Source organism: Micromonospora sp. NPDC047557, from assembly GCF_043205095.1.
GTDB lineage: Bacteria > Actinomycetota > Actinomycetes > Mycobacteriales > Micromonosporaceae > Micromonospora.
On sequence record NZ_JBIDDK010000004.1, the window covers coordinates 79,167 to 91,368 of the forward strand.

General features: G+C 64.3%; 12 protein-coding genes. 6 read left to right on the forward strand and 6 right to left on the reverse strand.

What is annotated here, in order from left to right:
* Positions 1–243: 243 nt before the first annotated feature.
* A complete protein-coding gene (locus ACGGAQ_RS13150; protein WP_393048090.1) occupies positions 244–1,497 on the reverse strand; it encodes a hypothetical protein in 1,254 nt (417 codons plus the stop codon).
* A 262-nt stretch (positions 1,498–1,759) separates the two neighbouring features.
* On the opposite strand from ACGGAQ_RS13150, the gene ACGGAQ_RS13155 reads away from it, so the two are divergent.
* Positions 1,760–1,906: a hypothetical protein gene (locus tag ACGGAQ_RS13155; RefSeq protein WP_393048093.1), complete on the forward strand. Its 147-nt coding sequence runs from the start codon at positions 1,760–1,762 to the stop codon at positions 1,904–1,906.
* 17 nt (positions 1,907–1,923) lie between these two features.
* On the opposite strand, the gene ACGGAQ_RS13160 is transcribed toward ACGGAQ_RS13155, so the two are convergent.
* The gene (locus ACGGAQ_RS13160; RefSeq protein ID WP_393048096.1) at positions 1,924–2,220 is read right to left on the reverse strand and encodes a helix-turn-helix domain-containing protein; all 297 of its coding nucleotides are present in this window, start codon (positions 2,218–2,220) and stop codon (positions 1,924–1,926) included.
* 667 nt (positions 2,221–2,887) lie between these two features.
* Positions 2,888–3,925 carry a fatty acid desaturase family protein gene (locus ACGGAQ_RS13165; RefSeq protein ID WP_393048099.1) on the reverse strand — a complete coding sequence of 346 codons (1,038 nt, stop codon included), beginning with the start codon at positions 3,923–3,925 and terminating at the stop codon, positions 2,888–2,890.
* Between the two features lie 573 nt (positions 3,926–4,498).
* Here ACGGAQ_RS13165 and ACGGAQ_RS13170 point away from each other — a divergent pair.
* Positions 4,499–4,930, forward strand: a complete 432-nt coding sequence (locus tag ACGGAQ_RS13170) for a phage holin family protein (RefSeq protein ID WP_393048101.1) — start codon at positions 4,499–4,501, stop codon at positions 4,928–4,930.
* The gene (locus ACGGAQ_RS13175; protein WP_393048104.1) at positions 4,927–5,400 is read left to right on the forward strand and encodes a DUF3618 domain-containing protein; all 474 of its coding nucleotides are present in this window, start codon (positions 4,927–4,929) and stop codon (positions 5,398–5,400) included. The genes ACGGAQ_RS13170 and ACGGAQ_RS13175 overlap by 4 nt, the downstream gene beginning before the upstream one ends.
* Before the next feature lie 160 nt (positions 5,401–5,560).
* Here the strand turns inward: ACGGAQ_RS13175 and ACGGAQ_RS13180 are convergent, their stop codons facing one another.
* Positions 5,561–5,734, reverse strand: a complete 174-nt coding sequence (locus ACGGAQ_RS13180) for a hypothetical protein (protein ID WP_393048107.1) — start codon at positions 5,732–5,734, stop codon at positions 5,561–5,563.
* A 698-nt stretch (positions 5,735–6,432) separates the two neighbouring features.
* On the opposite strand from ACGGAQ_RS13180, the gene ACGGAQ_RS13185 reads away from it, so the two are divergent.
* Complete coding sequence (locus ACGGAQ_RS13185) at positions 6,433–6,657, forward strand: winged helix-turn-helix domain-containing protein (RefSeq protein WP_393048110.1); 225 nt, start codon at positions 6,433–6,435, stop codon at positions 6,655–6,657.
* Positions 6,658–6,913: 256 nt separating this feature from the next.
* Entirely contained in the window at positions 6,914–7,669 is a 756-nt protein-coding gene (locus tag ACGGAQ_RS13190; protein WP_393048113.1) for a hypothetical protein, read from the forward strand.
* A 376-nt stretch (positions 7,670–8,045) separates the two neighbouring features.
* Here the strand turns inward: ACGGAQ_RS13190 and ACGGAQ_RS13195 are convergent, their stop codons facing one another.
* Positions 8,046–8,747 (reverse strand): hypothetical protein, encoded by a 702-nt coding sequence (locus ACGGAQ_RS13195; RefSeq protein ID WP_393048115.1) that lies wholly within the window; start codon positions 8,745–8,747, stop codon positions 8,046–8,048.
* A gap of 649 nt (positions 8,748–9,396) precedes the next feature.
* Here ACGGAQ_RS13195 and ACGGAQ_RS13200 point away from each other — a divergent pair.
* A complete protein-coding gene (locus tag ACGGAQ_RS13200; protein WP_393048117.1) occupies positions 9,397–9,807 on the forward strand; it encodes a DUF4145 domain-containing protein in 411 nt (136 codons plus the stop codon).
* Positions 9,808–10,096: 289 nt separating this feature from the next.
* Here ACGGAQ_RS13200 and ACGGAQ_RS13205 read toward each other — a convergent pair whose 3' ends face one another.
* A complete protein-coding gene (locus ACGGAQ_RS13205; protein WP_393048119.1) occupies positions 10,097–11,863 on the reverse strand; it encodes a hypothetical protein in 1,767 nt (588 codons plus the stop codon).
* Positions 11,864–12,202: the final 339 nt, after the last annotated feature.

A 12,202-nucleotide genomic window follows, 5' to 3' on the forward strand; every position in this document is an offset into this window, starting at 1 on the left:
TCCCTGTGGTTGGTCTTTTTTTGCTTGGTGGTGGTGGGCGGGCCCCCCCCCCCCCCCCCCCCCGCGGCCCGCCGCCCCCCCCCCCCCCCCCCCCCCCCCCCCCACCCCTCGCTGCTCGTTGCCGCGGCGGTCCCTGTTGGTGCTCGGCGCGGCCACGGCTGCTGCCCTGGCCGCCGCCGGCCTGCTTCTGTCACTCGGCCGCCGCCGGCAATCCGCCTGACCGCCCCACGCAGACACAGCAGATCAGGCTGCTGGCCTCTCGTCCTCGGGGGTCACCAGGATCGTCCGGCGACGCCGGCCAGCCAGGAACAACACACCTCCGGCCGTCAGCGCCGCGATCCCGATTCCGCCGACCAGCCCGGCCTGCGGCCCCGTGACCGGCAACCCACCGCCACCGCCGCCACTGCCACCGCCGCCACCGCCACCGGTGCCACCGCCATCGCCACCGGCGCTCTTCGCGGCCAGCACCACGGCGAACCCGTCCTGATTGTCGCTAGGGTCCGCATCGGCCACGCTTACGGCGGCGGCATTCGCGGGCAGCTCGGTCGGGGCAGGCTTGGAGCGGTTGTTCGTCGACTGCTCGGCGAGGCCCTCCACCCGCACGGTTCCGCCCCGCAATGTCGCAGGCGCGGTGGCGGAGGGCGCAGTCGTCACCAGGTTATACAGCTCGATTGCCGAGTAGATCGTGTCGTTCGGGTCGGTGTCTTCGACGGCCGGAACGAGGGTGAGGCTCCGGTAGGTGCAGACCGCAGAACGACCTCGGTCGGCGAGCACACACTGGGTCGGCGGCCTGGTGAAGGTCGCGCCCTTGGGCAGACGCAGCGTGACCCGGACTCCGTTGACCGTCTTGCGGCCCTGGTTGGCGACGGTGTGCCGCACGGCACCCGTTTCACCCGGGTTCAGCGTGCCGGTGGGAGTGGGCCTGCCGTCGGCGCCGATCCGCACCGATTGCTTCACGTCTGGGGCGACCACCGTGAGATCCGCATTGGGCTCGTCGACAAGCATCAGCGGGAACGATTTGGTGTTGTCGGCCGGATTCGCGTCCGTGTCCGGCCTGATGGTGACCGAAACTTCGAAGCTGCTCTCGTAGGGGGCCCTCCCGTAGACAAGCGCGTCGATGGGAACGTCGACCGTTTCGCCCGGCCCCGGAATCAGCTCCGGCGACAGTCGGCAGTAGAACCCGCCTACATCGCCGTCGCACTCCCCCACACCACCCCCTGAATGCCACAGCAGGGCAACCGGCTTGGGGTCGGAGCCCTCCGGCGGCTGGCGGACATTGACGACGACGTCCCTTGGAGTCTCGTCCCCCAGATTGCTGATCTTCAGATAGACGACCTTCTTATCGACCCCCAGAGAGATCCGTGTCCCGGACGCGTCGACCGCGAGGTCCGGGCCCCTCTTCGCCGCCGCCTGGGCGGGGATCGCGGGTACAGCCACAACGGATAAAAGGAACAGCGCAACGGCGAAGGTTCGTGACAGCCGACGACCAAAGCTCATGGCAAAACCCTTCAGGGCGCGCGGACAGTGTCGTTCAGAACACTATCGACCCTCGGCAATGGTTCCAGGCAGGGTCCGACCACAAGATGTCGGGCCCGAGGAAGCCGACAGAGCCAGCGAAGGTGAGAACCCAGGACGGGGCTTCTAGAGCTGTGGCTGAGCATCGGCAGGCATTTACCGTCGCCGGGCGAGTTGACCGTCGCCAGGGCTGGACAACCGCAGCCACCTCTAGAACTGGGACGACGACGATCAGCGCACGCTGGTGTGCGCGGGCCTGCCCACAGCACAGAACACGTTCATCTTCGGCCAGGAGTACAGCGTCGGCGAAGCAGTGGCCAACCAGGCAGTCGTGGTGACCACGACGCTGTCACTGGCCACCCTGGCCGCAGCGGCGACGCTGCTCGGGTAGGTCCATCAGCTGACTCGCTACTGCTTCTCGTTCTGCCGGAGGGCTTCCTCGAGTTGGTCCTCGAGAATGATGATCCGGCAGGCGGCCTCCAGGGCGGTGCCCTGATCGACCATCTCCCGCGCCCGGGCGGCCAGGCGCAGCTGGTAGCGGGAGTAGCGGCGGTGCCCGCCGCTGGAGCGGTGCGGGTTGATCAGTTTCTCCTCGTCCAGGCGACGCAGGAAGTCCTGCGTGGTGCCGAGCATTTCCGCGGCCTGGCCGATGGTGTAGGCCGGGTAGTTCTCATCGCCGAACATGTCCTCGGGGTTTTGCCCCATGTCACCTCCACGTCGAGGGCCCCGGCGCTTACGCGCCGGGGCCCAGGGTTACGGGTCAGAACACCATCTTCCGACAGAAACGTCGGCTTGTCGTATCCGCACCAGCTGCCACTGACGGCTTCGGGCGCGAGGATCGCATATGCGTGACCGGAGACCACCTCTCGTTCGATGGAAACTGCGGTGTCCGCCCGGCCTGACATGAAGGCCGACGGCGGGCGATCCAACGGTGTACGGCCCTCCCTTTCCTCTGCTACTTCTTTCCCTTGCTGTCGTACGGTCCGCCGGCACCGGAGCCCACGCGACTTCATGGCCCCGACACGTGCGGCGAACATCAGCTGGAGCCCCAAAAAGAGCCTTGGCCCCACCTGCAACCCGGCGTGTGTCACGCCGGAACTGACGTGCTCCTACTGCATCTCGGGAGGAACGGTGAAGCATGTTCCTCTCCTCGCCGCCCGTCGTGACCCCACGGCCGGACGGCTCCGTCTACGTCTTGACGGATCTTTCCTCTCGACTCGAAGAAGAGTATGCCACACCACAGAAGATGTCTAGTCGTTTCAACCTAGATTTCCTGACCGCCGGTCATCCACGCCGACTCTGACAGCAGTACCCGAGCAGCCGTCTCTGGGCGGGGGCCTTGGTCGGTGACCAGGGCGTGCGCGGACCGGACTCAGTCGTTGCCCTGGCGGGTCGCTCCGGTCCCGATCGCCCGTAGGTGGGCCAGCCCTTGCGCCCAGGACTGGATCAGAGTGGTTTCGTGGTAGGCGATGCCATGTTCTGCGCAGAACTGGCGGATCAGTGGCTGGGCGTGGCGCAGGTTCGGTCGGGGCATGCTGGGGAACAGGTGATGTTCGATCTGGTAGTTGAGCCCGCCGAGGAGCGCGTCGAGGAGTCGACCGCCGCGCACGTTGCGGGAGGTGAGGACCTGTCGGCGTAGGTAGTCGAGGTCGTCGGCCTCGGTCAGGATGGGCATCCCCTTGTGGTTCGGGGCGAAGGAACTGCCCAGGTAGAGACCGAACAGGGCCTGGTTGACCAGGATGAACACGATCGCCTGCGGAACGCTCAGGACCAGGAAGACGGCCCCGAGGTACCCGGCGAAGTGCAGGACGAGCAGGCCGGCCTCCACCGGTCGGTGCCGGAGCCCAGGACGGCTGATGATCGCCCGGACGCTGGCGCCGTGCAGGTGCACACCCTCCGCCATCAGCAGGGGGAAGAACAGCGCCGCCTGGTGCCGGACGAAGAGCGCCCGCAGGCCACGCTGCGTCGCGGCCTGGCCCGGGGTGAACGACAGCGGAGCCACCATGAGATCGGGGTCGCGGCCCTCGGTGTTCGGATGGGCGTGGTGGCGGTTGTGCTTGTCGACCCACCATCCGTAACTGATTCCGGTCAGCAGGTTCGCACAGACCAGGCCGAGCACCTCGTTCGCCCGACGGGATCGGAAGATCTGCCGGTGCCCGGCGTCGTGACCGACGAAGGCAAGCTGCCCGAGGAGCATCGCCACGGCGGCTGCGACAGCCGTCTGCCACCACGACGGTCCGAGCCGAACGAACACCACACCCAGGACCCCGAGACAACCCAGCACAAGCGCGATCCGCGTCGCGTAGCGCCAGGGCTGGCGGTCGAGGAGACCCGCGCCCCGGACCAGGCGGGACAGCTCGGCGTACGCACTGCCACGGTCACTGCGGGCGCCAAGATCCGCGTTACTCACTCTCGCCCCCTGTAGGACGGCCAGTTCAGGTCAGGGGTCTGCCAACAGCCGCGAGGGGGCAGGCGCGCGACCCCTTCGCGCTGCGACAGACATCGAGCAAGCGAACTTCCGCTTGTTGCTCCCAGTCTTCCTCACTGCCGCCTGTCGCAGAAGGAAACGGCAGCTCACGGGCAACCCGGGCGCAAGCACCGTTCACCTTCATGCAAGTCCGCCGATTAGATGCCTGATCTCCGCCACCGAGTCCGACAATCAGGACTATGAGGTCACGTCGGATTCAAGGGGTTGTCATGAGGCGAAAGAGGAAGTCCATCGCACGGCAAACGCTCATCCTTGCCTTCGCGGCTGGAGCGGTGACCGGAGCGGCGAGCATGCTCACGCTCCGAATTCGCCGCCAGGATGGTGGCTTCCCGGCAGCTGACGTCGCGGGCCAGCTCGACAACAGCCTCGCACCGATGACGGGCGGGCGTATCGACGCCCCGCCGCACAGGCCCGAAAGCATGCCCGCCGCACAGCACCACTGACCCCCGGGCAGCGCCTCGGACCACTCCCCGTTGGACAGAGATGAGAACACTGATGCCAGAACGATCCAGCGCCAACCCCGGCACCGCGTCTGCAGACGCGCCGGTCGCCGAGCTGGTGCAGCGTGCCACCGATCAGATCACCCGGCTGGTGCGCGACGAGCTGACGATGGCCCGCGCGGAAATGACTGCCAAGGGTAAACGCGCGGGCGTCGGCGCCGGGCTGCTCGGCGGCGGCGCGATGCTCGGAATCTTCGCCGGCGCGACCGCCGTCACCACGCTCGTGCTGACCCTGGCCGCGATCATGCCCGACGCCGTGGCCGCCCTGATCGTCACGGTGGTCCTCGCCCTCGCCGCCGCAATCGCGGCCCAACGCGGCAAGAAACAGGTCAGCACGGCAATGCCCATCACACCCACAGCAACCAGAGACAGCGTGCGAGCCGACGCCGAGACGATACGTGATGCAGCGAATCGGAGACAGCCATGAGCACGCCACCCGAAGGCAGCAACTTGGACCAGACCCGACACGATATCCAGCAGACACGCACCGAACTCGGCGAGACCATAGCCGCACTAACCGCCAAGACCGACGTCAAGACCCGCGCGCGTACCAAGACGACCTCCGCCGTCGGCGGTCTCCGACAGCGGGTCACCCAGGCCGGTCAGTCGGTGAAGACCAGAGCGACGCAGCTAGCCCACACACTGAGCCAGAAGGCATCCCAGCGCGCCACCTCAGTGAAGCAGGATTCACAGCACACCATCGGCACGATACGAGGCTCGCTGACAGCCAGCGAGCAGACCACCGGCAAGGCCGAATCCACCCTGACCACCTCCGCTCGCGCCGCCACCACCAAGATCGGCAATTTGGTACGCGCGAAATCCGTGTCAATCCTCGCCGCCACCACCACTGCGGCAGCCCTCGCGGTCGTTGCCTACCGGCGCCGCCGGTTCCGGTAGACAACCCAGCCGATTGCCGCAACCCTCCCAGCGACCTCTTCGGTGTGAACTCTCGGCAGGCCGGTCTGGTCGGGCTCGAAGCGTCAGAAGGCCTGCTGACGCGCCTCGTGTCTCGGTTCGGCTGGCACGGTTGCTGTACTTCGCTGCTGTACTGCTGGCATCAGACGAGGCGCTGGATCCGCACCTTCGGGCGCACGTTTCTCAGGTGGCCTTGCTTGTGCTGGCGGACCTGCTCGTCCCAGACCTCCTGGTCGTAGTCCGGGTCCGGTGGGATCCACTTGTGCGAGCCGTCGCTGTAGTGGAACTTCTCGTCACCCGCCCGCAGGATGCTCATCGGGTCCAGCTAAGGAAGCGGTAATGCAGGTGATCGGCGGGAACGTGGGCCAGGTCCTGGGCAGCGTCGACGAGTTGGGCGGCCAGGTAGAGAGACAGTGACACCCCGGCACGGTCGTACTCGGCCCGCAGCTCTCGGCGCCCGCTCTGGCATGGCCACTCCCCCGCACAGCCGCCGCACGTCCAGGCCGGCCTGACCGGATGGTGGGTGGTCATAGCGGGCCATCCTGGTTGGGCCAGTGGCCCCGATTGATCGGAATGCGGTGGCGGCTTCGGCAAGGAAGATCGCCTCCGCAGCGGCAGATGTATCGCCAGTGCCGCCATGACCAGACGGGCCGATGACGGCGGGCGAGGGTGAGCGCTGCCGCTAGGAGATACTCGTCGTAGGAGACGCGCCGCCGGCTGTGGTCCTGCCTCTGGTGGTACCCGATAGCCGGCACGGCACCTGCGGTCGAACCAGTTGCATCGTTCGATCTGGTCACCATGCCTCCCGCCGACGCTTGCGGTCCCGTGGGCACCCGGTCAGCCATGTCCGGAGACAGGGCACCCACGGCAGGACGACCCGCCGCCAAGCTGGGTAGCCCCAGGAGCAACTTAGGACGCAATGTGCGCAGGGTCAACAGCTACGACACATAGCGTTGTAAGTCGAGCCGGAGGTGTGGTCTGCTTGCACCAGCCGCCAAGCTGGGAGCACCACCGATGTCTGAAGCTGCATACCTACAGGTCGCCCGGGATGTCCGAGAGCAGGTCAACTCCGGCCAGCTGAAGCCGGGCGACAAACTGCCCTCGTTCGCCGCCCTCTGCGAGCATTACAAGGTCAGCAACACTGTCATCCGCGCCGCCATGCTGCTCCTCAAGGCCGAAGGGCTGATCGACGGCCGGCAAGGCAAGGGCGTCTACGTAGCCAATCCGCTTCCCCGGTAGGCCGGGGACTCTCCGAGTCTCGACCCCTCGCTTGCAATCTCGTGTGCACAACCTCCGCATACGTCCGGGAATGGTTGCACCCTCGGAGTCGCGCGTCCCGTGTCAGCCCTCGTCTACGTGCGCCTGCTGACTCCTGCAGCACAGCCCGTGACAGAAGCTCGTCGCCGAACCCCCTGGTTGACACTCGCGTCCCAGTGGATGACATTAGGGGCAATCGACCCATGGTCGGCCCTGGTTTACAGGACGGATCCACCATATGGACGCCTCTAGCGGCGGCAAGACCGATGACGGCGAACGGCCCCACACCGTCCGCGGTTCTGGCGACATAGCGGTGAAACCTTCTTGGTTGTCGGTGCAGTGGAGCAAGCACCGCAAGCAACTCGGCTTCCTGGCGATGACAGCGCTGGCGTTGGCGGGGCTTATCATCGTGGGCGTCCACGTCGGGTGGTGGTACGGAGGATTGGCAGCCTTAGCGGTCGGTATCGTAACTACCGCGCTCCCAATCATCTGGTCATTCCTCGGATTTCTGGAGCTGAACGATCCGGGCCCCTGGTTCACTAATGCGGCCAACCTAGGCACGCAAGCGCCCAGGCTCCAAGCTCACTACGAGCGCATCGAGGGAACGCTACGATTCTGGAAGAACAAGGCGACCGCGCACTATCGGTTACATCTAGCGCGCGTGATGTGGAGCCTGATATCAAGCGTCAGCTTGCCCGTACTCGTTCAACGGTTTGAGAAAAATGAGCCAGGAGCGGTTCTGTTCATGACGGCTCTCACAGCATGGACAGGGCTGATATCCATCCTCGCCTACACCTTGAAGTCGGAGGAGAAGTACCAGGGGTTCCGGCAACAGGAATCAGATTTCTACGACGAGGGCCGACGGCTACTGGACTTTGCCGACCCCAATGACCCGAAGTTCAAGGAGCGCGTGGACGACTACATTAGGACTATCGATCAGGTGCGCAAGGTCGGCCGCCGGGTTGAGACTGGTAGCCCTCCATCGGCCGTCTAGCTAGTTGAGCTTGCGAACTCAGCACAGTCGACGGCGTCACTTGGCGTTGTATTGATGCCCCTGCCAGGCATAGGCATCCGAACTGGACGAGACACGCCTTGACCTGGACCGGGACTAGTCATGGTTGGTCATCGGTTGCCACCGCCGGCCTACGTTTGACGGCCTACGGACGGCATGATCTTGGTGCTGAGTCTGGCCATTTGGCAGCCGACCTCTTCGGTGTGAGCGCGAGGGGAGCCCACCGTTGATGCTGCCGCGCACCGTCCTGTGGTGCCAACCATGGCTGTTTTGCCATCCCGTGTCGTCCGCCGCTGGCCGTTCCTGCTGCGTTCGCTGCCTCCCGACTGCCTCACTCACCCGTCCGCCTGGGCTCACATCAATGGATCTGAGGTGCTGCTTCTGGCTCGTACCGGATGGGTGCCCGCCACTCCCAGTGGCCGCGGTCGCTTCCATCGACCATCGGCCGGTCGCAGGGGCATTCCCAACCCGCAACTTTGTCTATCTCCTCGACCGGAACCCAGAACCGGAACAACACGAACTCGACTTGGGGCGTAGTACGGCCGGGCGGCCACTGCTCGATGGCGAACCGATAGCTCCGACCTGCGTGTAGGAGCAACGGCAAGCCCAGGCCGGTATGGCCTCCCCGCTCGATGACTGCCTCTGCCCGCACTCGGTAGTCACGTGGTACTGACACCACGCCGAATAGCGTTCGGGGAAGGCTTGCACCTCGCGGGTTCGACTCCAACTCCACGTCCATGTGCGGCACAGTCCCAGGGCTCAGCCGATCATGCTCACGCTCTCGCTCCATCCGAGCAACCTCGGCGGCCTGCCTAGCGGACTCCTGCGCGGCATCGGCGGAGCGCTCGCCGGCCTGGTTCGCGTTCTCTGCTGCCACAGCGGAGCGCTCACCTGCGTCGGCGGCCCGTCGCGCTTCGTCCTTAGCCTCCTCAGAAACCTGGACCGACACCCGGCTCACCCGTAGGGACCTGACCCCTAGCGCCCACGTCACGGTGACACCCATCAGACCAACGAGGCCGCCCACTGCCCCAATCACGTCAGCCGTACTCAAACCGTCCACGAGGTGCACCGTAGACGGGCGCTGCCAGCGCCACTGCCCCGCCGACCAGCGGCGCCCACACGGGCGCCACTGATCCTGGCGATGACAGATTCCGGCGTACAGGTCGACTCGTCCGTCGCCCACCAGGCCAGCCGCCCCGAAACGGTGGCTGACCTGCTGTTTCTTCGGGCGCTGGTGGTCGTAGGTGGTTGTCTTTGGTCAGCGTTTGACGGCCCGGTGACGGCCCAGACGGCCCAGGGACGGCCCAAGAGCAGCCATCTGCCGGATGGCCCACTCAACGACCAATCTGGCCAGGCGCAGTCGCGACTGCGGACACACAAGGACGCCAGGAAGCACACCCGTGGTGGCCTCTGCTTACCCACCATGCGGGCAGTTGACGGGCATGACGGTCGTTGGCGACCTCGATAAGCTCTGGACCATGCCGTCGCTTGTCTGTCCTCACTGCCGCTCTCTCGCGAGCTTTAAGCAGGTTTGGCAGGGAGATGTCCTGCCAGGGAGCCCTTTGTACAGCCGGGGGTATATCGACAGTGCCCTCCGTTGCCCTAACGAGGAGTGCGGACACGTCATCGGTGCCGTGCGAGAGGGCGGGAGCGGTGGAAGGGTCAGAGCCTTTTGGCCCCAGCATGTTGGCGGGAAGGAGTTCCCCGACGTGCCGGAGGACATCGCCTCGGCCGCCGACGAGGCTCATCGGTGCTTCGCCATCAAGGCCTACCGTGCAGCGATGGCGCTAGCTCGTGCAGTCGTCGAAGCGACAGCCAAGGAGAAGGGCATAACAAGTGGGAGTCTAGAAAAGAAGATCGACGAGATGGCGGGCCAAGGGCTGATCAGAGAGGACGCCAAGGATGCAGCCCATGCCATTCGCTTGGTCGGTAACGATGCGGCTCACGGCGATCTCGCTTCGATGGTTGTGGAAGAGGCAGACGCGCGAGAGGTCTTGGACCTCATGGATGACATCCTTGCCGAGGTCTTCCAGTCTCCTGCCAGGGTCGCGCGCGTGAGGGCTAGCCGGGCGGCTCGAATAGCAGCTGCCAGAAGCGCGGGACCGACAGTCAGAACGTAGAAGCGACAGACGTAAGCAGCCCCTCAATCCGACGACGCCTTGACCCCCAGGCAACTATCAAGCTCTTGCCACCTGCGCACATGCCTGCTATATCCCGGCGCAACCGTCCGTGGTAGTCCACCAACGTCCGGCCACGGGCACCCTGATCGTCACTCAGTTAGTCACCCAGCGAGACGAGCCCGATTGTTCACATCGTCGTAACCGAAATTCGCTCCAGAGAGCACCATCCGAGCCTTCACCAGTCCTTGGCAGCGACTCCGGCCAGTATCGTCGTTGTACCGATCCTTGATCATTCCTCCGCCGGATGCCCCCCTATGTGACGCGCCCGGGACAGGCTCCATTCTGGTGACATCGGAGTCCACTCGATACCTACCTCGCGGTTTTTTCTCCGCCCAATTCTCGGACTTTTGAGAAGGAAAGCCACAACGAGAACGGCTAGAACCAATATGAGCACGGCTGAGTAGACCGTCAGGATTGCAGTTTCCCCGCCCTTCGCCCAACTAGCCAATGGGCCAAAGATAGGCATAAGGCGCGGGGGTGGATTCCATTGGGCAATCACACCGAGGGAATCCCTTATCGCGGGAATCCCCAAGAAGACCGTCGCCAATGATCCAACGCCGGCAATGAGGTAGTTGCGCCGCACACTCTCCTGAACCTGGCGAGAATCGAGCAACTGCTGCGTCGCGCTAAGCCTGTCGAGCAAGCGTTGATACAACTCCGGTACGCGCAACTGAGTGAGCACGGACGCGATGATGTCGTTCGCAGTCCCATAAACTACCGAATTGCTTCTAAATTCCTCAATTCCTTGCGCGAGCATCCGTTGGGTGGAAGTAAGACGGCGACGGGATCGCCCGTCTAATTGAAGTTCATAATCGAGTACGTACATCTGCCAATATTGCAGCATGGCATTCTCAATAATCGCGACCGTATTGGCAATCTCTACAAACGATGGCGAAAGTTCACCGCCACCGAAGTCCCAGGTCACCAGAAGGGAGTTGCCTCCGTTGTAATAGCGCGACTCGTCGACGTGTAGGCCCATGTCGCCCTTAACGGATTCCGCCACTACCTCGTCACGGAGCCCCCCGTAGGGCGGATGTCTCATCATCAACCCTGTAAGCTCTCGCGAGTGCCGCCGCAGCCAACGTTTCTTTGAACCACAGCAAGCCACATCGCCAATGAACAGCGACGTGTAGCAGAAGAAGTCTTGGACCTGCTCACGCTTCAATGACACAAGACCGCGTATTCGATCCTGGTAAACAAAAAATGCATCTTCGATACTAAACTCATCGTCCTGCCACTCAAACTTTCGACCAAGCCAACGGCCAGCCTCACTCCTCTGCCATTCGTCGCTCTTTGGGGCGTACCCAGTCAGAGGTGCTGCCCCGACCACAGCTCCGTTAAAGGTGCACGAGTCGAAGTGGGCATGCCGCCCAATCGAAGCCTCGATCAACTCGTCTGTAGTTCTGCCCCGCCCCAGAACGGCATGGAAGGTGAGTAGCGCAACGCCGGACCGGTGCAAAAGGAGCGTGGGCAGGATCTCGCTATCTGCCAGCAGGCGAGATTCGGCGATGAGACTTTGCAACTCTAGTCGGACAAACGGCGACCGCGCCAGGTATGTCTGGCTTAGCAGCCCGTCGTCCACTGCCGATAGTGCGCCCACGACCTTGGTGTGGTCTACGACCTTATCATCCATCTCGGATATCAAGTCCCGCAATTGCTCTAGTGCCCGCTGCGACTTCTCCGAAGATTCCACAGTCCGAATCCGACGCAAGGAGTTGACTCTAAGAATCCGCCGTCTGAACGCATACAGAGCCGCGCGCGGATTTTTTGCCACCCATGCGCCCCACGTCGTTTCTCCCTTGATGACGTCTGAGAAATTTGAAATCGCTTCCGTCAACTGTCGCGCTTTGAGCACACTCCGCCACTCGCGACTAATGCGTACCCGCTTTGATGGAGGAATCGACGCAGCTCGCGCAACGCCCGAACTTAGCAACTGGTCTGCCAGTTCGTAAATGTCTGTATTGGCCGGAAGCGAGAATGCATAGGTGTACGTCACACCGGCACCGCCGTATCTGGCGTCGTGCGAGGTGTTCCCTGACCAGAACTTCACAACAACGTCTCCGATCGCTGGCGGCAGGTCCAACCAGGAATTACGAGCTTTATAGCAGGCCCGGGTGACATTCCATCCCGTCTGCCGCCGACCCGCCCTGCTGGGGAGCGGGCCGCCACCCGGCCCGCCACGTCAAGACGAACTTGACGCACGTACGGACGCTGGCGGGCCGGGTGGTGGTCTGCTCGGCTCGCCCGGGTCGACGGCTGGCGGGATGGCCCAGCGCAACCACCCACGGATCGCGACCCGCCGACGGACCCCCGACCATCTCGGAGTCGTTGCGCC